Origin of the sequence: Acinetobacter sp. Ac_5812 (genome assembly GCF_013072695.1) — a bacterium.
Lineage (GTDB): Bacteria > Pseudomonadota > Gammaproteobacteria > Pseudomonadales > Moraxellaceae > Acinetobacter.
This window is the reverse complement of sequence record NZ_LXUK01000022.1, coordinates 717,510-742,862: the sequence shown is the minus strand read 5'-3', so window position 1 is coordinate 742,862 and position 25,353 is coordinate 717,510. Positions and strand designations below refer to the sequence as shown.

At 39.4% G+C, this 25,353-nt stretch carries 26 protein-coding genes and 1 pseudogene; 19 read left to right on the top strand and 8 right to left on the bottom strand.

The genetic code is table 11. From position 1 onward, the window contains the following. Positions 1-152 precede the first annotated feature (152 nt). Positions 153-2,933 carry a nitrate reductase gene (locus A7P55_RS16985; protein ID WP_171553020.1) on the top strand — a complete coding sequence of 927 codons (2,781 nt, stop codon included), beginning with the start codon at positions 153-155 and terminating at the stop codon, positions 2,931-2,933. Further along, positions 2,930-3,556, top strand: coding sequence for an NTP transferase domain-containing protein (locus tag A7P55_RS16980; RefSeq protein ID WP_171553019.1), 627 nt, complete (start codon positions 2,930-2,932; stop codon positions 3,554-3,556). Before A7P55_RS16985 ends, A7P55_RS16980 begins: the two co-directional genes overlap by 4 nt. A 5-nt stretch (positions 3,557-3,561) precedes the next feature. On the opposite strand, the gene A7P55_RS16975 is transcribed toward A7P55_RS16980, so the two are convergent. Beyond that, complete coding sequence (locus tag A7P55_RS16975; RefSeq protein WP_171553018.1) at positions 3,562-4,713, bottom strand: YbfB/YjiJ family MFS transporter; 1,152 nt, start codon at positions 4,711-4,713, stop codon at positions 3,562-3,564. 247 nt (positions 4,714-4,960) lie between these two features. Between A7P55_RS16975 and A7P55_RS16970 the strand changes: the two genes are divergently transcribed. After that, positions 4,961-5,869, top strand: a complete 909-nt coding sequence (locus A7P55_RS16970; RefSeq protein WP_171553017.1) for a LysR family transcriptional regulator — start codon at positions 4,961-4,963, stop codon at positions 5,867-5,869. 60 nt (positions 5,870-5,929) lie between these two features. Here A7P55_RS16970 and A7P55_RS16965 read toward each other — a convergent pair whose 3' ends face one another. Together A7P55_RS16965 and A7P55_RS16960 are read right to left on the bottom strand one after the other, a co-directional pair. Continuing rightward, on the bottom strand, positions 5,930-7,255 hold the full coding sequence (locus A7P55_RS16965) for a D-serine ammonia-lyase (protein WP_171553016.1): 1,326 nt from the start codon (positions 7,253-7,255) through the stop codon (positions 5,930-5,932). Positions 7,256-7,337: 82 nt separating this feature from the next. Further along, positions 7,338-7,790 (bottom strand): hypothetical protein, encoded by a 453-nt coding sequence (locus tag A7P55_RS16960; RefSeq protein WP_171553015.1) that lies wholly within the window; start codon positions 7,788-7,790, stop codon positions 7,338-7,340. Positions 7,791-8,134: 344 nt separating this feature from the next. Between A7P55_RS16960 and A7P55_RS16955 the strand changes: the two genes are divergently transcribed. The 7 genes from A7P55_RS16955 (at position 8,135) to A7P55_RS16925 (ending at position 12,083) form a co-directional block, all read left to right on the top strand. Then, a complete protein-coding gene (locus A7P55_RS16955) occupies positions 8,135-8,587 on the top strand; it encodes a hypothetical protein (RefSeq protein ID WP_171553014.1) in 453 nt (150 codons plus the stop codon). Positions 8,588-8,670: 83 nt separating this feature from the next. Continuing rightward, positions 8,671-9,150: a hemerythrin domain-containing protein gene (locus A7P55_RS16950; protein ID WP_171553013.1), complete on the top strand. Its 480-nt coding sequence runs from the start codon at positions 8,671-8,673 to the stop codon at positions 9,148-9,150. A gap of 250 nt (positions 9,151-9,400) precedes the next feature. Continuing rightward, positions 9,401-9,943: a glycine zipper domain-containing protein gene (locus tag A7P55_RS16945; protein WP_171553012.1), complete on the top strand. Its 543-nt coding sequence runs from the start codon at positions 9,401-9,403 to the stop codon at positions 9,941-9,943. 552 nt (positions 9,944-10,495) lie between these two features. After that, entirely contained in the window at positions 10,496-10,657 is a 162-nt protein-coding gene (locus A7P55_RS16940; protein ID WP_005293645.1) for a hypothetical protein, read from the top strand. Between the two features lie 184 nt (positions 10,658-10,841). Then, positions 10,842-11,096, top strand: coding sequence for a hypothetical protein (locus A7P55_RS16935; protein WP_171553011.1), 255 nt, complete (start codon positions 10,842-10,844; stop codon positions 11,094-11,096). Between the two features lie 279 nt (positions 11,097-11,375). Continuing rightward, positions 11,376-11,795, top strand: a complete 420-nt coding sequence (locus tag A7P55_RS16930) for a hypothetical protein (protein WP_171553010.1) — start codon at positions 11,376-11,378, stop codon at positions 11,793-11,795. Positions 11,796-11,855: 60 nt separating this feature from the next. Continuing rightward, positions 11,856-12,083 (top strand): hypothetical protein, encoded by a 228-nt coding sequence (locus A7P55_RS16925; protein WP_171553009.1) that lies wholly within the window; start codon positions 11,856-11,858, stop codon positions 12,081-12,083. 32 nt (positions 12,084-12,115) lie between these two features. Here the strand turns inward: A7P55_RS16925 and A7P55_RS16920 are convergent, their stop codons facing one another. The 3 genes from A7P55_RS16920 to A7P55_RS16910 all read right to left on the bottom strand — a co-directional run bounded on the left by A7P55_RS16920 (position 12,116) and on the right by A7P55_RS16910 (position 13,493). Beyond that, positions 12,116-12,793 (bottom strand): DUF421 domain-containing protein, encoded by a 678-nt coding sequence (locus A7P55_RS16920; protein WP_171553008.1) that lies wholly within the window; start codon positions 12,791-12,793, stop codon positions 12,116-12,118. 101 nt (positions 12,794-12,894) lie between these two features. Continuing rightward, positions 12,895-13,215, bottom strand: a complete 321-nt coding sequence (locus tag A7P55_RS16915) for a hypothetical protein (protein WP_171553007.1) — start codon at positions 13,213-13,215, stop codon at positions 12,895-12,897. A gap of 95 nt (positions 13,216-13,310) precedes the next feature. Further along, entirely contained in the window at positions 13,311-13,493 is a 183-nt protein-coding gene (locus A7P55_RS16910) for a hypothetical protein (RefSeq protein ID WP_171553006.1), read from the bottom strand. Between the two features lie 464 nt (positions 13,494-13,957). On the opposite strand from A7P55_RS16910, the gene A7P55_RS16905 reads away from it, so the two are divergent. After that, positions 13,958-15,343 (top strand): iron-containing redox enzyme family protein, encoded by a 1,386-nt coding sequence (locus A7P55_RS16905; protein WP_171553005.1) that lies wholly within the window; start codon positions 13,958-13,960, stop codon positions 15,341-15,343. A 48-nt stretch (positions 15,344-15,391) separates the two neighbouring features. Here the strand turns inward: A7P55_RS16905 and A7P55_RS16900 are convergent. Continuing rightward, positions 15,392-15,562 (bottom strand): annotated as a pseudogene (locus A7P55_RS16900) (SDR family oxidoreductase); the annotation flags it as partial. A gap of 169 nt (positions 15,563-15,731) precedes the next feature. Between A7P55_RS16900 and A7P55_RS16895 the strand changes: the two are divergent. From A7P55_RS16895 to A7P55_RS16860, 8 genes are all read left to right on the top strand, one after another. Continuing rightward, positions 15,732-16,610 carry a MaoC/PaaZ C-terminal domain-containing protein gene (locus A7P55_RS16895; RefSeq protein WP_171553004.1) on the top strand — a complete coding sequence of 293 codons (879 nt, stop codon included), beginning with the start codon at positions 15,732-15,734 and terminating at the stop codon, positions 16,608-16,610. 19 nt (positions 16,611-16,629) lie between these two features. Beyond that, positions 16,630-18,909, top strand: coding sequence for a molybdopterin-dependent oxidoreductase (locus tag A7P55_RS16890; protein WP_171553003.1), 2,280 nt, complete (start codon positions 16,630-16,632; stop codon positions 18,907-18,909). A 292-nt stretch (positions 18,910-19,201) separates the two neighbouring features. After that, positions 19,202-20,233 (top strand): GTP 3',8-cyclase MoaA, encoded by a 1,032-nt coding sequence (gene moaA, locus A7P55_RS16885; RefSeq protein WP_171553002.1) that lies wholly within the window; start codon positions 19,202-19,204, stop codon positions 20,231-20,233. Between the two features lie 24 nt (positions 20,234-20,257). Beyond that, positions 20,258-20,509 (top strand): MoaD/ThiS family protein, encoded by a 252-nt coding sequence (locus A7P55_RS16880; protein ID WP_171553001.1) that lies wholly within the window; start codon positions 20,258-20,260, stop codon positions 20,507-20,509. Between the two features lie 2 nt (positions 20,510-20,511). Continuing rightward, positions 20,512-21,027, top strand: coding sequence for a molybdenum cofactor biosynthesis protein MoaE (locus A7P55_RS16875; RefSeq protein ID WP_171553000.1), 516 nt, complete (start codon positions 20,512-20,514; stop codon positions 21,025-21,027). 17 nt (positions 21,028-21,044) lie between these two features. Next, positions 21,045-21,968, top strand: a complete 924-nt coding sequence (moaCB, locus tag A7P55_RS16870; protein ID WP_005188992.1) for a bifunctional molybdenum cofactor biosynthesis protein MoaC/MoaB — start codon at positions 21,045-21,047, stop codon at positions 21,966-21,968. Then, entirely contained in the window at positions 21,968-23,197 is a 1,230-nt protein-coding gene (locus A7P55_RS16865) for a molybdopterin molybdotransferase MoeA (RefSeq protein ID WP_171552999.1), read from the top strand. Before moaCB ends, A7P55_RS16865 begins: the two co-directional genes overlap by 1 nt. A gap of 182 nt (positions 23,198-23,379) precedes the next feature. Then, positions 23,380-23,862, top strand: coding sequence for a helix-turn-helix domain-containing protein (locus tag A7P55_RS16860; RefSeq protein WP_004807462.1), 483 nt, complete (start codon positions 23,380-23,382; stop codon positions 23,860-23,862). Position 23,863: 1 nt separating this feature from the next. Here A7P55_RS16860 and A7P55_RS16855 read toward each other — a convergent pair whose 3' ends face one another. Further along, a complete protein-coding gene (locus A7P55_RS16855) occupies positions 23,864-25,261 on the bottom strand; it encodes a PLP-dependent aminotransferase family protein (RefSeq protein ID WP_171552998.1) in 1,398 nt (465 codons plus the stop codon). Between the last annotated feature and the right edge of the window lie 92 nt (positions 25,262-25,353).

Sequence of the window (25,353 nt, the reverse complement as noted above, 5' to 3'; positions counted from 1 at the left end):
AACAGGTTTTGCAGATGACAATGGTTTTGCCTACTTTTCCCGAAAGAAAAGTAGGTCGAGCCGAAGGCTTAGCCTGAAAATAAGATAAAAACTCGGTAAGACTCCCGAGAGTAAGCATCTTTAAAAAGATTAACTAGGTAAAAGGGGCAGTCATGAACAGTATTCAAATTTTAGAACACAGTCGCTCCGATCAAGCAGAAACAATCATAACAAAAACAACATGTCCCTATTGTGGCGTGGGCTGTGGTGTGGATGTCAGTGTGCAACATAAAACGCATGGCACGACGGTACAAGTCGCCGGTGATATGAATCATCCTTCAAACTTTGGACGGTTGTGTATCAAGGGCAGCAATCTTGCAGATACGTTGGGCTTGGAAACCCGAGTCTTACAGCCTATGTTTGGCCGTAAAAACTATCGTCAAGTGACGACTTGGGATCAGGCCATCGAGAAAATTGCAGAGCAGTTTCAAGCGTGTATTGATCAGTATGGAGCAGACAGTGTTGCATTTTATGTCTCAGGTCAATTGTTGACAGAAGACTATTATGTGGTGAATAAGTTTGTAAAAGGCTATTTAGGCACTGCCAATATTGATACCAATTCACGCTTATGTATGTCATCTGCGGTTGCGGCACATAAACGGGCTTTTGGTGAAGATATTGTTCCAGCCAGTTATGAAGATTTTGAACATACTGACATGGTAGTTTTAGTCGGCTCCAATACGGCATGGTGTCATCCTGTTCTGTATCAACGCATCATGCAGGCCAAAAGCAAGAATCCAGATTTATTTGTAGTTGTGGTTGACCCTCGTTTTACCAGTACCTGTGAGCAAGCGGATTTACATTTGCCGATCTTACCGGGTCAGGATGTGGCTTTATTTAACGGCTTGTTTCAGTATTTATATCACAATGATTGTATCGATCAGCATTTTGTAGAGACCTATACCGAAGGTTTAGCGGCACTTTTAGCCGCGAGTGAAAGTGAGCAAGATGTTAGTGCTTTAGTGAAACGCACAGGAATATCCGCAGAAAAATTACAACTGTTTTTTGATAAATTTGCGCAAACAGAAAAAGTGATCACCTTATTTTCGATGGGGGTTAATCAATCCTCTCAAGGGGTGAATAAAGCCAATAGCATTATTAACTGCCATTTACTGACTGGGAAAATTGGCAAATTAGGTGCAGCGCCATTTTCTATGACGGGTCAACCCAATGCCATGGGCGGTCGTGAGGTGGGTGGACTCGCCAATATGTTGGCTGCACATCTGGATTTGGACAATCTTTCACATCAAAAATTGGTACAAGATTTCTGGAACAGCCCTGTGATTGCCAAGCAAGCAGGCTTAAAAGCAGTTGATTTATTCCAAGCAGTGGAAAGCGGCAAAATCAAAGCGATTTGGATTATGGCAACCAATCCTGTGGTGAGCTTACCCGATGCAGATCAAGTCAAACGTGCATTGGAAAACTGTGAGTTTGTCGTGGTATCAGATATTTGTGCAGATACCGATACCACGGCTTATGCAGATGTATTGTTACCTGCGCTGGGTTGGGGGGAAAAAGATGGCACAGTCACTAATTCTGAACGCCGTATCTCACGACAACGTGCTTTTTTAAATCCGCCAAAGCAAGCCAAAGCGGATTGGTGGGCGGTGGCTCAGGTTGCGAAAAAACTAGGATTTAATGGTTTTGATTTTAATCATGCCTGTGACATTTTTAATGAACATGCGGCTTTATCGGCTTATCAAAATGCCAGTGTTGACCAACGAGACCAAGTTGAAAATTTCCGTTATTTCAATTTAAAAGGTTTAATGAATCTAAGTCTTGATGAATATAACCATCTGCGCCCAATCCAATGGCCTGTCTGGGAGAAAGGTCAAAGTGTTGCGGTTGAACAGCTGTTTGATCGGGGGCGTTTTAGCCATAAAAATAAAAAAGCCAAACTGATTCCCACTGTTGCCATCGATCCAGTGCATGCTATCTCTGAAGATTATCCATTGGTATTGAATACGGGGCGGATTCGTGATCAGTGGCATACCATGACTCGCACGGGTTTATCGGCAAATCTCACCACACACCGCGCTGAACCATTTTGTGAGATTCACCCGAATGATGCGTTAAAATTTGGTATTCGTGATAAAGCTTTGGTTGAAGTTCGCTCGGAATGGGGCCGTTGTGTGCTGCGTGTGACCTTGGCACAAGGGGTGCGTCGTGGTCAAATCTTTGCACCGATTCACTGGACTGAGCAAGTCGCTTCTGATGCGCGGATTGGTAAAGTGGTCAATCCTGTGGTGGATGCGATTTCAGGCGAACCTGAATTTAAACATACCCCTGTTGCAATTCAACCGTTCCATACCACTTGGCAAGGCGTGCTCTATGTACGTGAAGGCTTTGAACATCAGATTAAAGCTTCATTGCAAAATTGTGCATGGTGGACCAAGATCAAAACTGCAAAAGCCATCCGTTATGAAATTGCTGATCGTCACAGTATCGATGAGACCCAAAAGAATCTGAAAAGCTTCCTGCCTTTTGTCGATGAAACCTATGAATGGTTAAGTCTGGAGGATATTTCATCGCAGCTCAGCCATAGTGTGATTTTAAAAGACGGTATTCTGGTTGCCAGTTTATATATTGCGCCTGTCGATTTATTGCCTGATCGGGATTGGGTGGCTAGCCTATTCAAACGTGAACGATTAAGTGCCTTGCATCGTAAAGCACTGCTAGCTGGTATGCCAATGTCCGCTGCAAATAATGATGGACCATTGGTCTGTAGTTGCTTTAAAGTGGGTAAAAATAAGATTATTGAAGCCATTAAAATGCAAAATATCACGCATGAAAAACAAGTCACTGCATGTTTAAAAGCAGGCGGAAATTGTGGTTCCTGCTTACCTGAAATTCGTGGCTTAATCAAAACCTGTCAACTGGAGGCAGAAGCATGAATACAGAATATCCCGCTACAGATTTGGTGATTTTGGCGGGAGGGCAAGCGCGCCGTATGAATGGCGTGAACAAGCTACTGCAACAGTTCGATGATCAGATTCAACTGTTAAAAATTTCTGAGCACTTTAAGACCCAAGTACAACATATTTGGGTGAATAGCCATCGTGATCGTTCGATTTACCAACAGATTGAACCAGATATTCAATGCTATGCCGATGATCAGCATGGTTTTTTAGGCCCATTAATGGGCATGAAAAGCGCATGGTCACATGTAGAATCTGACTGTGTTTTATTTATTCCATGCGACGTCACCTATATACCAAATCAGGTTTTAGTCAAACTTCATCGAGCTTTACACAAGACTCCTCAAGCACAGGTGGCGTACGTCACAATGAATGGAGATGCTTTATATCCATTTTGTTTGCTAAAGCGAGAAAGTTTGTCGGTGTTGGAACAAGCAATCGCTGAGAACAAACTCAGCTTGCGAGATTGTTTTAAACAATTGAATGCACAGACGATCGCATTTCAAAAACAAAGCCTGTTTTGTCATAGTATTAACTCCTTAGATGAGTTGCAACAATACAAGCAGATGAAGGTTTTTAAACAATCTATTTCAGGTTAATGGATCTACTTAACTGATTTAAGGCTAATCAGTGTTGCAATCAATAATGCAGTCGCTGCGGTTATCAGTGAACTGTTGAGTGTATGATAGATTGTAAATAGGGCATTTGCTGTGATTGGCCCGATGATCTGACCGAGGCCATAGACGACGGTCATAATGGCAATTAAATTACTTTTGCTTTGACGAGCGATTCGCTGCGCCACAGGCATAGCAATGGTCACAGTTCCCATAAAGGTTCCACCCACCAGTAATGCGCTCAACAGATAACCCAACGCGGTTGGCAGCATGATGGGTAATACAACGCCGACAGCCTGTACTCCCAGATTAGAAGCTAAAGCGATTCGAGTCCCAAGTCTGTCATGGAGATAATGCCAAAAAAAACAGGAAGGGATCGCACCCAAGCCGAAGATCGCCCAGATCTGTGCTGCATCAATATTCGGTAAGGCCTGTTTGACCAGCAAAGGTAAATAGGTTGCGGTAATGATGTAGCCAAAACCAGCCAAGGCATAAATCAGAATTAGGGCGTAGGCATGGGGAGCTTTGCGATTTGTACTCAAGATCTGCTGAGTTGAAACAGCGTTAGGTTGTTGAGCCTGTGATAAACCAAACATTGCAATACAGCTAAAGACCAGACTTGATAGACCGAGCAATAACCACAGTATTTTGCTGTGCCAACTCAGATGTGTGCCAAAAACCAAAAGCTCGGCAGAGAGGGCAATCCCGAGACCAACTCCTGCATACAAAATAGGGGCTTGATGTGTTTGTTTCTGCTGTTCGAGCAACCATAATGAGGCGGATACCATGGCGAAAGCACTAAAAACCCCAGCCAAACCACGAATCAAGATGATCAGGCCAATCGTGTCAATACAGCTGAGTAGGATCAGACAAACTACCGTACCCAAAGTGGCAATAATGCTACCGAGATAACTCTGCTGGGATTTAATCTTGATCGCAAATAAAGCCCCAAATAAATAGCCTGCATAGTTCGCTGAAGCAGCTAAGCTGGCATGCTGTAAATTGATGATGCCTTCATCAATCATATGTGGGTAAACTGCCGTAAAAGCAAAGCGCCCGAAACCCATACCAATTGCCATAATCAGTGCGGCACAGCTTGCTGATTGTAGTGAGCTGCTGCTGTTTTTTCCTAGTTCTGTCATGACGTGTTTATTCCAAACCTTAGTCGCTATGACGCATGTGTTCTAGAGGTGGAGCCTTGGCAAGAAATTTGTAATCAAGTAAATAAAGTCCATAGCTAAAGAAACTCAAAATACAGATTAAAAATAGCAACTTAGTACCAGACATTGTTTAAACCATCTTTGGGTGTTGAGATATGAATGTCTATTTAAACAAGCGCTATTAATCATGTAAAATGATTTGAATTGATACGAATTATCTCTAATAGTGATGGCGATGCAGATTAAATCTTTAGAAATTTTTATGATGGTGGTGAAGTTAGGAAGTTTTTCCGAGGCGGCAAAAACACTCTATACCGTACAATCCAATGTCACCAGTCATATCAAAAAACTGGAAACAGAATTGAATGTAGAACTTCTACATCGTCAGAGCCCCATCCAACCCACCAGAGCTGGGCAGCAGCTGTATGGTTATGCTGAAAAAATGCTGCATCTACAAAAAGAGATCTTGGATAGTTTTTCCGATCGTCATCTCGCAGTCAATCTCCCTTTGGAAATCGGAAGTATGGAGACCACGGCAGCCGTACGACTGCCATCATTGTTTCGCGATTTACAACAGCACAGTCCAGGCTTTCCTTTTGCATTATCGACAGCACCCACACGAGATTTAATTGATTTAGTCCATGCATCCAAGCTGGATTGTGCATTTGTAGCACATCATGCACCGATTGACGGGATGTTTAATTTACATGTCTGGACCGAGCAATTGGTGCTGATTTCTTCCAAGCATGCGCCAGCACAACTTACAAATGAATATTTGATTCAAAAGAAATTCATTGCCTTTAAGCAGGGCTGCAGCTACCGCAAAGCCATTGATCAGTTTTTATCTGCACATCATTTACCCGCAGCCAATGTGATTGAAATGGGCAGTTTGGATGGTATTACTAGCTGTGTCAGTTTAGATGTTGGCCTTGCAATTTTGCCAATGAGCTATGTACAGCAATCCCATTTTGCTCAAAGTGTGAAGATTCATCCCATTGGCTCAGCTACAGCTCAGATCAATACCTATCTTATTGCGCATCGTGATACGAACACATGGGCAACCAATATGCATCATTTCGTTGAACATGTGAAAGGCATGAATCAGCAGCTTGAGAAAAGAGAGGAAATACTGGTTTAGCACAAATGAAAACAGAGAAGACGGAACCTCTCTGTTTCTATGTTGCTAACTAAAACATACTCATGCTTTTGCCAGATAATTTTCCATTTCCTGTTTAGGAACCATGCCACCGCCTGTTGCCCAAACGATGTGATTGGCATTTTGTAATTGCTGCTCAGTAAATTGATGTAAAGCCGCATAGCGTTGATTTCTGTTGACTAAAATCGGACCCAACATACCTGCAAGTGCGGAAGGTTCAAGTTTCAAGTTTTCAGACTGGTTGAGCATTCCGAGCAAGCGATACATGCTCTGATCATCAAGCGTATAAAAGCCATCTAACAGCCGTTGCATGGCTCGACCAACAAAACCAGAGGCACGACCCACGGCTAAACCATCAGCAGCAGTGATATTGTCAATACCAATATCCTGAACGGAAATTTCATCATGTAAACCAGTGGATACGCCGAGTAACATACATGGGGAATGAGTGGGTTCGGCAAAAATACAATGCACATGATCGCCCAGTGCCATTTTTAAGCCAAATGCAACACCACCTGGGCCGCCACCAACGCCACAAGGCAAGTAAACAAATAGAGGATGATCTTGATCAACAACAATCTCTTTTTGTTTTAATTGTTGTTTTATGCGTTCACCTGCGACTGAATATCCTAGAAATAGAGTGCGAGAATTTTCATCATCAATAAAAAAACAATTTGGATTTTCTGATGCTGCTTTTCGGCCTTGCTCTACAGCTACGCCATAATCTTGATCATATTCAATGACATTTACACCATGTGAACGTAACTTGTCCTTTTTCCATTGGCGGGCATCTGCTGACATATGTACTGTCACATCAAAGCCTAATTTTGCGCTCATAATGCCAATGGAGAGTCCGAGATTACCTGTTGAACCGACGGCAATACTATATTGACCAAAAAAACCTCTAAATTCAGGGCTGTTTAGCTTGGTGTAATCATCTTGAACGCTGAGCAGTTCAGCTTGTATAGCAAGTTGCTCCGCTCGATAAAGCACTTCATAGATACCACCACGTGCCTTAATCGATCCAGAGATGGGTAGATGACTGTCTTTTTTGAGCCATAGCTTTCCAGCTATTTTTTGATTAAAGTGAGCCTCAAGATGCTGTTGCATATTCAGGATATCGATCAGCTCAGATTCGATAATACCTTTCGTCGCAAGCGTTTCAGGAAAGACAGCCATCAAGTAAGGTGCAAAACGTGCTAAGCGATCCCGGGCATCATCAATATCTGATTGATTAAGCCCAACATAAGGTAAACCTTCATCTAGCGTGGTGAAATTAGGGTTAAACCAAACTGTCTCTTTGAGCTCAATCAGGTCTTTAACAATTGGATATGCTGCTACAAGTTGTTGGATCTGTTCTGACTGCATAAGCGTACTCAAAAAATTTAAAGAAAGTGAATACTTAACGAGGTACAGCCTAAAGTAATTTGGCACTTGGATGTACTGTTTCTCACACTTTAGCCTGTAAAATTTTTATCACTTGCCCATAGATAGATCGCAAATAATCATTTAATGGAAGCAAGGTTTGACCAGACTTGCTGCGGACATATTTAAAATAAGGAATCAGTGGATATTCACTACTTTCACAAACAATTACTTTGGGAAACCACTCTTGATGAAATTGATCAGCAGTAATATCAATAATGATGCCATTCACGAGCAGATAGCAGTGCGCAATTTCGGGTGCTTGAGGTGAAATTTGAACCTTTCCAACTCGATAGTCCGATTTAATAGCATGAACATTCAGCAAGTAATACTGCAATAGATCACAGGCATCGGCACCGCATTCTTTTGGAAACTTGCTGAATACACCTGTAATAAAGCCATGGGTGACATGATCCAATGCTTCGCGAAAAGCCTCAGCAATCGCTGTGAGGGTTTGAATATCATTTTGATAAGCCATTTCTCTCATTCTTGAAGTAATAAGTATTCTTTTAAGTTAAGCGCTTTAAATGTAAGATTTAACTAAATTTATTTATTTAATTGTTAAAACTATGAGCTGATGTAATTTAAATTGACTTTGAATAAATGATTGTTTTATACATGAAATCTTAGGTGTACTTTCTGTTGCCTTTCGCGCACGGAATCTGAAGTTTATAAGCCAAGCGGGGGAGAGGCTATTATTACGAAATGTTAAAAAGTTGCATAATGATCATACTATTTACAAGTTTAAAGTGAATCATTACAAATAAGAATAATTTCCATTTCATAATAAAACTAAGTACATCACTTGAGGGGATCGAAAAAATGCCTCAATATCTGAAAATTGCTGAGAATATTTATAGAAAATTTCAGCAAAATGATCAGTTTATGATTGATAAACAAGACTGTTTAAATCTCATCATCAAGCAGATTCGTAAAGAGTTAATCGATACGGATTTAAAGTTGGTTTACAACTATATCGATTTTGTCGATGGCTTTAAAGAACCCGCAAAAGATGGTCGTATCAGTCTGGATATTAGTCTTATTCCAAGCTATAAGCACAAGGATGAGTTTGTTCTATGGCTTGCGGGGTTTATTGAAAAAATTACAGAAGGCGGTGTGAAACGTCTACCACCGATACATAAAGATATCCCACCAGAATTTACTTTTCAAAGTGATCCAAATGTTATTTTGGACATAAGAAATGAGCATAGCGGGGAAAGAATTATTTCTTACTTTAGAAGTGATGATTTCGCTGATGAAATTAAAGGCATTTGAAATTTATAAAGAATTTCAATATGACTGATTTAAATTCGTGTTAATTAGAACAACAAAACGTCTTTCAAATTAAGGTGTAGGATATGCCAACAAGCGAGAATGCATTGACAATATTTGAAGTTTTACGTGAAAGTCATGAAAAACAAAGAAATTTTTCTGAAAAGTTAACTAGAACATCAGGTGATAGTGAAGAAAGAAGAGAACTTTTTGAGCTTCTGAAAAATGAACTTTTTGCACATGCTGTGGCAGAAGATCGATATTTATACATTCCACTAATGATGTCAGATGCAGGATTGAATATTACCCGTCATGCTTTATCAGAGCATCATGAAATGGATGAACTGCTGGAAAAGCTGACAGAAACTGAATTCAGTCATACTGGCTGGCTTGCGATTGCTAAAAAATTATCTCATGTCGTTCATCATCATCTAGAGGAAGAAGAGCATCGCTTTTTTCAACAAGCAGGGAAAATTTTGCCTGAGCAGCAGAAAAAAGACTTAGCTCAGAAATACCACGCAGAATATATAAAATATTTAAATAAAGACAAAGATAGTCTGAGTTAAAATAATAGAAGTGTATGGAATCCTTAAACCCTCAATATGAGGGTTTTTTGAGTTTAATCATTTAACAATGTCATCCTATTTCAAGATGTTTCTCTATTTACCATAAGTGATAAACATTAACTTAAAGAAAATTCTTATCACTGTTTTTAACAAATAACTCGCTTATGGTGAAAGTACAAACAATTCATTTATTCAAATTCCAGTTGAGAGTTTTGTTTTGAGTGAATTATTTTCTTAAAGGAGAATAAAGATGATAAACCAAGATGATTATGATCGTGAACGTATTAGAAATGCGCCAGATGAAGTAAAAGAAGACCTAAATGCCGATCCGATTACAGGTGAGCCTGGTTCACATCCAGTTGGGACTGGGATTGGAGCTGCGGGTGGTGCAGCAACAGGTGCTGTCATAGGGAGTGTTGGCGGTCCAGTAGGGACTTTAGTGGGTGGTGCTGTAGGCGCAGTTGTAGGAGGTTTGGCTGGAAAAGCTGTAGGAGAAGCCATAGATCCTACGATCGAAGATGCCTACTGGCGCGAAAACTATCTGAATCAGTCTTATTATAATGAAGCAAACGCCAAATATCCGAATCTAGATTATGATCGGGATTATCGAGATGCCTATCGAGTGGGTTACGAAAAACGTTATGGTTATGATCCAGATGTGGCGTTTGAGGAGGTTGAACCAGAGTTAAGAACTAACTGGGAACAGGCCAAAGCTGAATCACGCTTATCTTGGGAAGAAGCAAAACATGCTTCACGTGATGCTTGGAATAGAAATAGTAAGCAGAGCAAATAGAGATCAGCATTGGTAAGGCTTAGAACCCTATTCTTAAAAGAATAGGGTTTTTTATGCAAGGAATATTTGCTGTTATTTTATATGTCTATAAATGAAAATGGTCTGTATGGTTTTTCGGTATTAATCAGTAAATAATAGATGAAATATTTATTTTTCTATAAGGAGTTTTGGGGTGAAAGCAAATAAACTGAGGGGGAAATTCACCTCGATTTTTTAAATTGATATTTAGCGGTGCAGAGTGATATTTGAAACACCTAACAAAACCTATGATTCTAGATTTTATTTTAATTAAAATTTAATAAATTTTAGTCTCAATGTTTTGATTAATACAAAATCTTTTTAAATTAAACTTGTTTCTAGATGTTTTATTAATATTTTATTTAAAAATATAAATCCTTGTTTTTAAGGCTGTTACTTTATTTTTGTTGTATTGGAGTTTTTGATTTAATTACATAAAATTTCATTCTTTAAGAAAGTTAAAATAAATAGGAGGGAAAGTTACATGAAAAAAAGTCAGTATATGGTTTTTGAAATAGATTAATGAGGTATGACATGTTGAAGACAATCATTACTTTAGGAACAGGTGTTGCTTTAGGCTGCTATTATAAGTCTCATAAAGATAAGACCAAATTATCAGGTGAGAAACGAGATGAGGATATTAACCTGAGTGATGAAGTTAAGGGGAAAAAGGTGCTGAGTAAGTACCTGAAATAGACTTGAGAAAAGAAGCTTGGTTACAAGCTTCTTTTATATTACCCCGTAGTCATACAGTATAACTAAAGGAATATTTGGAGATAATCGAAGAAATAGTGATGAAATCTCATCAAATCATCATTTTGATGGTGAATAATTTTCTATCTATTTTAGTGAAATCTTAAACAAGCGAGAGGTAATGAAAATGAAGAATTTACTTGTGAAAAGTATCGCATTAAGTTTTGTTTTCACACTTGCAGCATGTGAAAAGAACAAAACAGCAGATAATTCAGCGCTTCGACAGGAAACAACCACACCACATTCGATGGAAACTGAACCTGTGCCAAATAGTAATCAGCTACACGATGATATGCTGCATGATGCTTCAGCACCTGTAACAAATCAAGATGGTACATCAGATGCTCATACGGGCAGCGCCACCTCGCAGCAAACCCCTTAGCTGTTCATACTCAATATAATAAATCTATAGGAAAAAGTTGAAGTTTGAGCAATAACTTCAACTTTTTCAGGCGTTTTGGGAAAAATAAATGTAAGGCTAGATTTTGCTTTTATGTGATGAGTTATACATTATTTATCGATAGTGATAGGTTTGGCACTTATCCTGTAATTTTTATGTATACGAATTTTTATTTTAGTAGCATAAGTCAAAACAATATTAACAATTGATTACTGTAAATAGAGCAAACTCGCATAATAGAAAAAATAAAGGAATAATCTCATGCCTCAATATTTAAAATTAGCAGAAAAAATATATTTGAATGTTAAAGATTCAAAAGGCTTTGTAGATGAACCTTTAGAAGATCTAAATAATTTAATGATTGAGCTGCGGATTGAAATAAAAGAAACAGATTTTAAGATACTTTATAACTATATAAATTTTGAAGATCTACTCATGAATTCCAAAGATTTGCCATTAAGTTTGGATATTAGTATTTTACCTAAAAGTAAAAATAGAACCGAATATATTCTATGGCTTGCCAGTTTTATTGAGAAAGTCACAATATCCAAGAGTAAAAAAACATCTAACTTAAACAGTAAGGTGATTGTGCCTGACTATCACTATGATGATGTGGGAAACATTGTGAATAGATCAAAAAATAACGGTGATGCAATTGTTTCATATTTCAAGGATAAGTAGTCCGTCTAACATATTAAATTTTACTCAAACTTGACTAAGTTATATCGAAGGGGTTTGGAAATGGTAAAGCAATATATGCTAAAAGAAGTTGATGCTAGCAGTGAGACAGGCGATAAAATTATTGTCGAGCAAATTTATGAAATGGAACCTGCTGCAGATTTAGTGGTCGGTAACTTAGCATGGTCACCATTGTCTAAAGTAGTCATTAGAGATACGGTGATTCAACTCAATGAGGACTTAACATTTACACATCCACGGACTGGAAAAACTTTTAGAATTGGCACTTAACATTGAGAAGGGTTGAGTATATCAAGTGAGATTTAGCTGATATGTGGTGTTAGCAACGACTCAGCCCAATCCTTGCTGTTGCAACGTGTACATTCTTGCTCTAAGTGAAGCAAATGTTGGGTCAAGCCACAATACATGCAAGAATAATAGCGTTGAGTATTTATTTTATCTGCCTTTTTATAATGTTGAGGGAATAAGGGTAATCCCCATTTGGTATCTTCGTTGGCATAAAAAAGAATACTTAGGCAGCCATCGGTTTCCAGTAAAGCAACTTTGACTTGTCCCAAGTGTTCTACACTTTTCTGACGCATTTCAGCAAAGAACTCATCATGTGAGTATTTTTCCTTTTGCATGTCTTGTATCACTAATAACCCATCCTCCACGATGCATAGGGGCTTTCCTTCAAGAAGAATTTCAATCTTTTTACTCTTCATCATCGTCCAAGTGACAAAGCGATAGAGAATAATGATTGTGCACATAACTACAAATGCTTGAGCAATCGGTGCATCGTCAATAAACATCGGATCACCAGCCGCACTACCTAGACTAAGGATGATGGCAACTTCAAAGATAGATAATTGTCTAATTCCACGCTTACCTGAAAGTTTGAGAAAAACTAAGATTAGAAGGAACATTACACAACAGCGAATGATAATTTCCAGAACAAGATTCCAAGTTGTGTCGTGGAGGAAAACACCCATTAAATCCATTAATTAGATACTCATTCTTATCATTAGTAAGTGTATATATTTTACCCAATAAAAATGAGCTTATGTTTCCAATAAGCTCATTTTTTGTAGCCTAAGTGATTTTATATTCTATCCCAAGCATCTTTGATGGCTTGCTTGGCTTGTTCCCATTTCAATCTTGATTCAGCTTTTAGTTCTTCCCATGATTCTTTGAGGTTTCCTTCAACATCCTCAAATTGGGTATTGCGGTCATGCTCAGCACGTGCGCGACTACCAAGCTCATAAGCTTTGGAAAAATCTCGGTCATAGTCAAGATCTGGTGTATCGAGTGAAGCTTCTTGATAATAAGGGCGCGTCGCATAACTTGAACGCCAATGATCATTGGGGTCGATATTTACGCGTGAACTTTGATTATTGGTATTGGTTAAATTCGGATTTGTCATAATAATTCTCCAGCTAACTTTGCAGATTAGATAAAATTTAGGAGAATATTTTTATTATTCTCCTAAATATCTATGGATCAAAAAATAATCAGAAGTTATTTCTGTTGATTATTTTGGTTTGATCCTTGGCGATTCTCATCTTTTTGATGAGATCCCTGTTGTTGACGATTGTCATTTTGCTGTTGTTGCTGCTGTTGACGGTTGTCATTGTTTTGGTTTTGCTGCTGTTGCTGTGGATTATTACGCTCTTCATTGCGTTGATTATTTGTATTACTCATGATCGTACACCTCATTTGGTTTTAGATTTTATCTGAGTAAATCAGATGATTTAATTAAAACATGTTTTTAATTTTAAAATAGTGTCAGCCTGTTTCATTGTATTTAAATGTAATGCAGTTAATTTTGATAAATTATGGTATTTTAATGGTTTAGCTTTTTTTATTTTTTTAAATTTAAAACAGTATTAATATAACTTTATATATGGATTACATGTTGCAATATTTAACTTTGATTTAGTCTAGTTTTATGTATTTTTATGATTTATTTTTAAATAAATAATTCAAAACATTAGAATGTAAAAATTCATCAATCACAGGGTGTTGATATAGATCGTATTTTAAATAGTGCTGTTGCAATATTAACCAGAATTAACAAAATTAAAGCAGGAGTCAGGGATGAACAACGTAATGTGATCTTATATTTTCGATTCGGAGAATGAAAATGCCAGTCGTTGTAAAAAAGATTGCTTGATTTATTACAGGATCATCATAAAAACTATTACGAGTTAGTTAGTTTTTTTCTAGATGGAGATATATCTAATTTTGAAAAAGAAAAGCAAGCCGTTAATTTATTAATTCATGAATTAGAAATTGTAAACTTAAAAAAATCATATATACCCAATAATGCTGAGGAAATAAAAGATTGGTATCAATCTGAAAATAGAAAAGTATGTCAAAGCTATCAAGAATATTTATCTCATCGGAAGTCTGGAGAAGAACGTCAATACTTTAAAAATATAGGACAGGCTTTTGATTTTTTAGTGAAAGTCGCACCGACCAAAAAGGTAGACGGTGCTTGGCTATACAGCATCGTCAATTATTGGAATGATCCGACTTTTCATGACCTTATTGTGATTTATTTGGAAGAACTAGGGCTAGGGCAAGCAAAATCCAATCATGTATGTATATATGATGATTTGCTTCGCAATCTAGGTTTAGATGATTTTGAATTTTTTCTTGATGATGAATATTACCATCACGCCGCCATTCAATTGGCTTTCGGATATGCGCCCCCTGAATTTATCCCAGAGATTATTGGCTTCAATCTAGGATACGAACAACTCCCTTTACATCTTTTAATTACCAATTATGAACTCAAAGAGTTAGGTATTGATGCCAAATATTTTAACTTGCATATTACGATTGATAATCTAGCCAATGGTCATGCGCATAAGTCTTTGAAGGTATTAGAAAATGTATATAAAAAATATAAAGATAAAACAATTTTTATGGATAAAGTGAAACGTGGCTATGCTTTAAATCAGCATGGAATTTTATCCTCACAGGTTATTCAAAATCTTGATCTGGAAAGTTTCGTTCATAAAATTTTAAAGCGTAAGGCGATGATCGGCCAATCAGTGCATAACCAGAAGCAATTGATCGGATGTAAGTCTATTAATCAGTGGTTAGCAAATCCACAGGAAATGAGTGATTTTATTGAGCAACTGGTTGAGAAAAAATGGATTAAATTTAATCTTGATCCTGAACAAAGTATGTTCTGGCGAATGATTAGTCATGAAGATGGGAAGATGTACGGTGTGTTTACTCCCGCAGAAAGACAGATTATTTATGATTGGATTGCTGGCGACCAGTACTCGGCAACCGTTGCTCCTTATCATCATAATAAAAATAAAGATCAGCCTTTGCATGACTTTCTCTTTAGCTATATTTCAGACGGTGAACTGGAATATTTACAGCTAAAGATTAATCAAACCGATAATTTCGCATTGAAGTTATGTCAGTTAATTCCGTTCTTGGCGCCCGAATCTCATCATAAAAGCATAGGGTTGTGGAGTACCCAGAAATACGTTGAATTACTATTTCCTTATTTAAAAAATTCATCATCTTAGTCAGTTCTAATCAAGATAAAAAAACCTCCTTTTGGAGGCTTTTTTCACTTATCCATTGACGATTTCACCACCATTGACATGAATCACTTGCCCTGTGATGTAACTGGCATCATCAAAAGCTAAAAATAAATATGCAGGTGCAACTTCGCTGTGCTGTCCCATCCGTCCCATTGGCGTGTCTTGACCAAATTTTGCTACAGTTTCAGCATCAAAACTACTCTTAACATTTCATTTTTAAATTTATGATGAGTGCACTTGACCTTTATTAAAATGAGTTCTATTTTGGAACTTGATTAAGCTTTCACCATATCAGGTGTGTTCGATCAGGGCTGAAATTTACCCCACTATGGTTTGGAAAGTGAGAAAAATAAAGGAACAGGAGTTTCATATGTTTGGCATTCGTTACCAGCAAATACCCTTGCACGTTTTATTTGAACATCAGGCAACTTTGGCAGGTCTTGGAAAAATTGGTTTGCGTAGCCTCAAAAAGCATCAGCAAACGCAGCAGACCGATTGGCAGTCGTTAGCACCAATTAATGAAGTGATCAATCCCCCAAGCCTTGAATTGATAGACCACTATGTACGCTGGAGTGGTGCAGAAGTCAGTAAATATCAAACTTCTATTCCGCCACATATGGTGTCGCAATGGGGACTTTCCTTTGCAACACGTTTGCTGTTACAAACCAACTATCCATTGAGCCAAGTTATTAATCAAGGCGTAAGCCTTAAGGTTCATGGCAAGCTTCCACGAGACCAAAAGCTGCTTATCCAAGCTAAAATTGCAAATGTAGATGAACGAAATGGTCTAGCACGTATTTCTGTGCAAATCACTACGGGTACGATTGCACAACCTGAGTTAGTTGAGACCGTGCTGCACATGGCATTTATTCTGCCTCATTTTGAGAAAACCAAGCGTACAGAAACAACAGAACATAAAACATGGCAAAGTTTGGGTGAATGGTCTGCGACAGCAGATGATGGTTTTAAATTCGCATTATTGACAGGTGATTTTAATCCAATCCATTGGGTCGGTCCTTTGGCAAAACTTTCAAGCTTTGGTCAAAAGGTATTACATGGATTTGGTGTGTTTGCGCGTAGTTATGAATTATTGCCTGAGACAATACAGCAAATTGATGTTCGCTTTTTAAAGCCAGTGAAATTGCCGTCACAACATAATCAAGTTGAGATCAGTACCAAACCAACACCAAGCGATGTTCGGGTTGTGGGCTCGGCAGGACAAATCTGTTTAATGGGTCAATACTCATAACATAATAAGGGGATAAAAAATGACGACTGCTACAGCAACCAAACAGGATGTAACCGCTTGCATTTTATGTTCACGTAATTGCGGACTTAGTGTAGAAATTGAAGATAACCAGTTCAAGAAAATTAAAGGTGATGATCAGCATCCTTTTTCTCAAGGTTATATTTGCCAAAAAGCCGCACGTTTACAGCATTATCAACAACATGCTGATCGTTTAACTTCACCGTTAAAACGTCAGACGGATGGTTCATATCAAGAGATCAGTTGGGATCAAGCAATTCAGGAAATTGCTCAACAGTTGCTACAAATTCGTGATACGCATGGTGGAACTGCATTTGCATCAGTAGGTGGTGCTGGGCAGGGTAATCATTTAGGTGCAGCGTATGGTCGTCAATTGCTCTATGCGATGAAAAGTTTCTATTCCTACAATTCATTGGCTCAAGAAAAAACGGGTGATTTCTGGGTCAATGGACGTTTGTTCGGCAGTCAGGCTTGTCATACCACCGAAGACGTTGAGCATGCAGATTATGTACTGTTTATCGGAACCAATCCCTTTCAGGCGCATGGTATTCCAAATGCAAGAGATACCTTAAAACATATCAAAAAAGATCCAAATCGTACAATGGTGGTTTTTGACCCACGGGTGACGGAAACCGCGAAACAAGCTGATATTCATGTGCAATTAAAACCTGGAACCGATGCTTATCTGATGTCAGCAATGATCGCGATCATGTTGCGAGAAGAGTTATATGATCATCAATTCATCCAGCAACACACGCATGGTCTTGATCAGGTTAAACAGGCATTTCTTGCAATTTCGATTGAAGAATACATTCAGAAAGCAGATGTTCCGGTGGAATTGATTTATCAGGTGGTACGTGGTTTTTCTCGCGCAAAGCGGGGGTGTGTACGGATCGACTTAGGCATTCAACATACCTTGAACACCACCTTGAATGGTTATCTTGAAAAGCTTTTGTATTTATTGGCAGGTCATTTTGGCAAACAAGGTAGCAATAACCTGCATACTATGTTTATCCCGATTTTGACCAATACCGATGAGCGGAATCCAAAATATCGTCGTACGGTTTACCATAAAATGTTCCCGATTTCTGGCTTTTTCCCACCCAATATTTTGCCTGATGAAATCTTAAAGGCAGGAGAAAAGCGTGTTCGTGCGGTATTTGTAGATAGCTGTAATCCTTTACTGACTTATCCAGATACAGCCGCATACGAGCAAGCATTCCAGTCACTTGAGTTATTGGTGGTTGTGGATGTAGCAATGACTGAAACAGCACGATTAGCGCATTATGTTTTACCTGCGCATAGTCAATTTGAAAAGTGGGAATTCACAGGGTTTAATTTGGAATTTCCTAAAAATGGTTTCCATTTACGTCATCCATTATTTAAAGCTCAAGGGAATAGTTTGCCTGAGGCTGAGATCTACACGCGCTTGCTTGAAGCTATGCATATGATACCGAAACAATTTCCTATCCTGAGTAAAATTGCGGAAAAAGATTCGGCCAATACCTCATATCTTGCTTACTTTGGTGCACTTGCTGCGAATTTTGCGAGAAACAAAAAGTTGACTCCATTTGCAGCATCGATTGTGTATCGCACTTTAGGCAAGACCTTAGCCAATGAAGCAGCTTCTACGGCATTGTTACTTCCATTGTGTATGCAATATGCGACTCGCTATTATAAAGCTGTGAAGCAAGCAGGCTATGAAGGCAATCGCTTCAATCTGGGGGTGAAATTATTCCAAACCATTTTGCAGCAACGTTCTGGAGTTGTATTGTCTCAACATGACTATGCAGATGTATGGGATTTGCTGGCTTATAAAGACAAAAAAATTCGCTTAGCGATTCCAGAGATGTTTATCGAATTGGCACAGTTAAGACAACAGTCCTTGGACTTGACCGATGCATATCCCTTTATTTTGCTTGCAGGTGAACGCCGAAGTTATAACGCCAACCAAATTTATCGTGACCCTGCATGGCGTAAAGTCGATGCTGAAGGCCGCTTGAGGATGAATCCCGATGATGCGTTGAGTTTTGGCGTTGAAACTGGTCATCTGCTGCAGTGTATTTCTGAACATGGGGAAATTCAGGTCATGGTTGAGCTCGATGAAGGAATGCGCAAGGGTGTAGTGTCATTACCCCATGGTTATGGCTTACGTTACCGTGGTGGTGAGCCAATAGGGCCTCAGCTGAATCGTTTAACTTCTGCTCAGCATTGTGATCCATTGTCTAAGACGCCATATCATAAATATGTACCCGTTCGTTTAGAGCGTTTAAATACTTAGACGATAGAAGAGTTGATTTTATGATGTATTTGCACCATCTTCTTGCATAGGAAATAAAACATGCTGTGGAATGGTGCAAAATAATTTGAACAAAAATACTCAGGACAAAGCCTATTTTTGTTTATAGATTGAAAGAGTTGCTGGTTTGAATGAATAAGCAGCATAGGCAATGCTGATAGGGTAAAACTGGAATAATTATTGCTGTAATAAAAACAATTCACTGTGATGCGTAAAACAAGGATGCACAGAACTTGTGCTAAACCCAGTTCAAAGATTCACAATATGAGTGCATATGATGAAGCATGAAATAGACGACACGAGCATACCGATCTTACAAGATCAGTATGGTCGTATTAAGCGTAAGTTACGGATTTCCGTGACAGACCGTTGCAATTTCAAATGCATTTACTGTATGCCTGAACACCCCGAATGGATGAAAAAACAAGATTTACTCAGTTTCGAGGCACTCTTTATTTTCTGTCAATACATGGTTGGACAAGGCATTGAGAATATCCGTATTACGGGTGGTGAACCTTTGATGCGTCAAGGTGTGGTGCATTTTATCCGAGATTTGCAAAGTTTAAGAGCTTTTGGGCTAAAACGTATTTCAATCACAACCAATGGGCATTATTTGGTGAAGTATGCTGAGTCATTGAAGCAGGCAGGTTTGGACGATCTTAATATCAGTCTAGATAGCCTTGATCCGCTTCAATTTAAACAACTCACAAAAAAAGAGCTTGCACCAGTATTAGCTGGTATTGAAGCTGCAAGAGAAGTTGGCCTGCCATTCAAAATTAATTGTGTACTGATGCAAGGTCAGAATGATGACCAAATTGTGGCGATGGTGAAATGGGCCAAACAACAGCAGATCCCATTGCGGTTTATCGAGTTCATGCCGCTGGATGGTGATCAGCATTGGACGGATCAAGCCGTAGTGAGTGAAGCGGAAATTTTAAAGCAACTCGCGCCGCATTATGAGATTCAGGTCTTAGCACAGCAGCATGAACCCGCGCGCCTCTATCAGCTTGATGATCAATATCAGCTCGGTATTATTTCAACAATTACCCATTCATTTTGTGGTGACTGTGACCGAATTCGATTGACAGCTCAAGGCGAGTTATATAATTGTTTGTTTGCAAGACAAGGCTTAAATATAAAACCTGATCTACAGCAGGTGATCAAACAAAAAGCTGAACTCAAACTGTTAGCATGTCATCAACTTGATCAAAAAATTAAGCCTTATATTTGGAATAAAGCGCAGGGTTATCATGCAATACAACATCAGCAGGCACGTAAAATTAGCATGCACATGCTCGGTGGTTAGGAAAGAAAGTGGTCTGGAGAAGATATGCAAACCATTGAGATAAAAATAGAAGCCTTTGGCGCAATTGAACGGTTATTACCCAAAGCGCTGGCATTTGAGTTTGCAGAAGATCAAATGGTTAAAGATGTATTGTCACACATTACAAGCTTGTATCCAGATGCCAGTACAGCCATGGAAAAATGTGCCTGTGCGATTGGTGAGGATATCGTGACACGTCAAACCGCATTAGATACATCCTGTACATTAGTCTTGTTGTCGCCAGTGGCGGGAGGTTAAACATGCGTGAATTTGCCCGCGTCCAAGATCAGGCTTTAAGCCTAGACAGCTTTGATCCAATTCAGTCATTTCCTGAATGTGGTGGCATTGATATATTTATTGGTACGGTACGTAACCATCACGAAGGTAAAGCAGTTAAAGCCTTAAAATATACTTCTTATACGCCTGTTGCAGAAAAAATGATTCGTGCAATCGAACAGGAAATCAAAGAGAAATATCAAGTCTCCTATGTTCGGGTGATGCATCGGATTGGCTATTTGGATGTCAGTGAAACTGCGATTATTGCCATTGCTTATGCAGCCCATCGCCGTGAAGCATTTCAAGCGTGTGAAGAGGCAGTCGAGCGCGTTAAGCACGAGGTACCGATTTGGAAAGAAGAGTTTTTTATGGATGGAACCAGTCAATATGTCGAGGGCTGCTGTATTCGTAAAGATCAGACTGAGCAGGCTGTTCATTCCCACTCTCATAAACATGACCACCATCATCAACATTGTGAACATGAGCATACACACGAATAAAGCGTCAGGAAGTTAAAATGAAAAATGTTGGGATGAAACCCGAGAGTTATCGTGTTGCAGAAGCGCAAGCGATTTTACATGCACCCGCACATTGCATTCAGTTACTGCGAGACGGTAATACCGAAAAAGGTGATGCTTTAAAAACTGCACGTATTGCGGGAATTTTAGCCGCTAAACGTACGGACGAGCTGATTCCACTCTGTCATCCATTACCGATCTACCGCGCCGATGTTGATTATGATCTACATGATGATCATGTGGTGATTCTGACCACAGTTGAGACCATTGGCCCAACTGGTGTGGAAATGGAAGCATTAACAGCTGCAAGCCTAGCTGGTTTAACGCTGTATGACATGCTTAAGCCGCATTGTGAGCCAGAAGAGCTATGCTTAGATCAATGTAAGTTGCTCAAAAAAAAAGGTGGTAAATCACACTTTAAGCGTACTTTACGTCAACCTGTTTCAGCTGCAGTAATTGTACTGTCAGATACGGTTGCTGCAGGTCGTAAACCCGATACTGCAGGTAAGTCAGTGGTTGAGACCTTGACTGAGGCGGGCTTTGATCCGATTCATTATCAAATTTTGCCAGATGAAGCTGATCAGCTCAAAGATCTAGTCCTAGAACTGACCAAATCTTATGCTTGTATTATGACGGTGGGTGGAACTGGAATTGGCAAGCGCGATATTACCGTGGACACCCTAGAGCCACTATTGGAGCGCAAACTCGATGGCCTAATGGAGGCAGCACGTTCATTTGGGCAAAAACGAACCCCATATGCGGCGATGTCACGTGGGGTTGCTGGCTTTATTGATCGCTCATTGCTAGTAACTTTACCAGGAAGTCGTGGTGGGGCAAGTGAATCTATGGCGGCAATTTTACCAGCGCTGGTGCATATTTTTGATGTCTGTCGTGATCTACCACATCCGGGAGGTTATGAATAATGTCAGGATGTGGTGCTGAAAAAGGTCTGATCAGTATTGATGAAGCGTTAGCATTGGTGCAAACCCAACCGAAAGCTTTAAAAGTTGAGACTCTGCTTTTAGCCAATGGACTGAATCGTTATTTAGCCAAAGCGATCAATTCCAATGTCGATCTGCCAAGTTTTTCGCAAAGCGCAGTGGATGGTTATGCCCTGAATAGTTCTGTTGAGAATCTTCAGGACACAGTATATGACGTGATTGGTGAAATTAAGGCAGGCAGTGAGTCTGAGCATCAGCTCCAAGATGGGCAAGCGATTCGTATTTTCACAGGTGGGAAAACACCTGAGGGAACAACGCATGTTGCTCGACAAGAAATAGTCGCCGTTGAAGCCAATCAAAGCATTCGCTTGACTGAACATATTTCAGCGCAAGCGGATATCCGTTTTGTTGGTGAAGAAGTGCAATGTGGTCAGCAATTGGCGGATGTTGGGCAGCGAATTAATATTGGTGCACTCGCTGCACTCAGTATGGCGGGTGTACAAAGCATCGATGTTTTTCAAGCACCTAAAGTGGTTGTGGTCATTACTGGAGATGAGGTTGCGGAGACGCCAGAAGATTTGCAGGCAGGGAAAGTTTTTGATGCCAATGGGCCACTATTGAAAGCTTGGTTGCAAGACTATGGCATAGATGTGGAAATTCTGCACATTGCAGATGCAGCTGCAGAGGTAACGCAATGTTTTGAGCGCCTAAAGCAGCAATATGATCTGATCATTACCACAGGTGGTGTTTCTGTTGGCGATTATGATTTTGTTCGCCCATGTGCATTTGAAACAGGTTTTGAGCAAGTCTTCTGGAAAGTGAAGCAAAAACCGGGGAAGCCCTTATTCTTTGCCGAATACACACGGCAAGACCATAATTGCTATTTATTGGGTTTACCGGGTAATCCTGCTGCTGTCTATGTTTGTATGCAAGTCTATGGCAAAGCCTTGTTAGATGCCTTGCAAAACCAACGCCAACCCTTGCAATGGTTGAGCGGTGTGCTGACACATGATTTAAAATCGGATGCGCGTGAACGTTTTTTAAGAATGCAGGCTTATTTTGATCAAGGGCAACTCAAGTTCCAAAGTTTGGCGAAACAACAATCACATATGTTGAGCAATTTAATGCAAGCAAATAGTCTGGTACGTATCCCAGCCAATACCAAACTGGAAGCAGGACAAATCCTTGCTGGGCTATTCATTCACAACTAAAGTGTTTTGATGAATTTATGTAAAATGACCGAATATTGGTACTTTTAGCCAAGTGCCAATATTGCATCTGATGGATAAGGTGGTTTAGTGTATATTTTATATTGTTTAGTTTCTAAACATGACGGTTCAAGACATAGATGTCTTTTTAAATAAAACTTTAAAAAAATGATTAGGTGATAATAATGAAATGGGACGAAATTGGCGACCAGCCATGTTCAGTGGCGAGGACGCTCTCAGTGTTGGGTGATCGTTGGACAATGCTCATCTTACGCAATGCATTTATGGGTATACGCCGTTTTGATGATTTTCAGCGTAGTTTAGGACTTACACGTCATGTACTTTCAGAGCGTTTAAAACGTTTGGTTGAACATGGGATTTTGACTAAAGTACCGTATGTTGATCGTCAAGAGCGTTTTGAATATCAATTGACAGACAAGGGCTTAGATCTTTATCCAATTATTCTCTCGATGGTGCAGTGGGCAGATAAATGGATGGATATGGGACTGGGCAAACCTGTTGAATTTACCCATAAAAGCTGCGGTCGGAAAATCAACCCTAAAGTGGTGTGTTCTGAATGTGATGAACCGATTCAAGCCAAAGATGTTCGTGTCGCGGCTGGCCCTGGTTATTTCGCTTTTATAGAGCAAAAAAAGCAAAGTGCCTGATTTATAAATTTTGTCGTTCTGTCTCTTGTTGAATGGCATGAGATAGAACCTCAAAAACTTTGGGTTGCAGTGATTGGGCTACATTAAAACGAATAAAGTTTTTGAAATTCTGGCTTTGGCTAAATGCATTTCCTGGAGCCAAAATTACCCCATTGTCTAAGCAGCGCTGTGCAATACGTGCTGTATCGAAGTGGTGTGGTAATTCACACCATACAAATATCCCCGCTGTGGGTTTAACCCAGATTTTGATTTCCAGCTTTTCAAGTTGTTTGATTGTTGCATCCATTGCTTTGGCTAAGCGGATTTTTAATTCATCTAAGTATTTACGATAATTTCCATCAGTTAATGCTGCATATAAAATTTCTGAAGATAAATTACTTCCACCAAAGCAAGTCGCGATTTTGATATCAGTTAAATCCTCAATCCATTCCGCTTTGGTTGCAATATATCCTGTACGGACTGAGCCTGATAAAGTTTTAGAAAAACTGCCGATGTGAATGACACGAGATAAGCCATCCAAAGCTGCGAGACGAGGGGCACTATGCAGCTCTAAATCTGCAAAAATATCATCTTCAATCACGATCAAATTAGATTGCTCAACCAGTTTTAAAACCTGATAAGCCGTTGATGCTGTTAACACAGCACCTGTTGGGTTATGAATGCCTGAGTTGGTAATGTAGAGGCGTGGATTGTAGTTTTGGATTGCCTGCGAAAAGGCGTCAAGATCAGGCCCAGTCGGTGTATAAGGGACACCGATGATTTGGATCTGGTGAACTTTAAGTAGCGCATGAAAATTGAAATAACAGGGATCATCAACCAAAACCACATCATTCGGTTTGAGAAAATAACGACAAATTAAATCAATCGCCTGCGTACCTGAATCGGTCAATAATATCTGATTTGGACGCGCTTCTATGCCTTTGCTCAAGATTCTTCTTGAAAGTAATTCACGTAAAGGGGCTAGGCCTAAAGGTGTTGAGTAATCTGTCAAAATGTTTGGAGACGCTTTGGATACTTTACGAATCGCTTTGCGGATATTTTCGTGTGGCATCCAGTCATCAGGTAACCAACCACATCCCGGTTTTAGAACACCTTGTTTTGCTTCTAAGGCTTGTCTTGAAATCCATAAGGGATCGATGCTTCGATCAATCTTTGGATGGATTTCAGAGATAGACAAAGGCGCAAGTGGTCCTGCAACAAAAAAGCCCGAACCTGTTTTAGCTTCAATAATCCCTTGTGAGGCTAGACGTTCATAAGCTTCAACAATGGTTGAAACAGATAAATGAAGTACAGCAGCTAAAGCACGAACTGAAGGTAAACGAGAACCAGGAAGTAATGAACGGGTTTTAATCTGCTCATGAATGTGCTGTATCACGAAATCAATTTTTGTACTTTTCATCTCGATCTATCTTTAAACTGTATGGGTTAGTAAGCCAATACAGTTATTTGGAATTGTACTGTACTGTGTATGGTGCATAAACCATAACACAG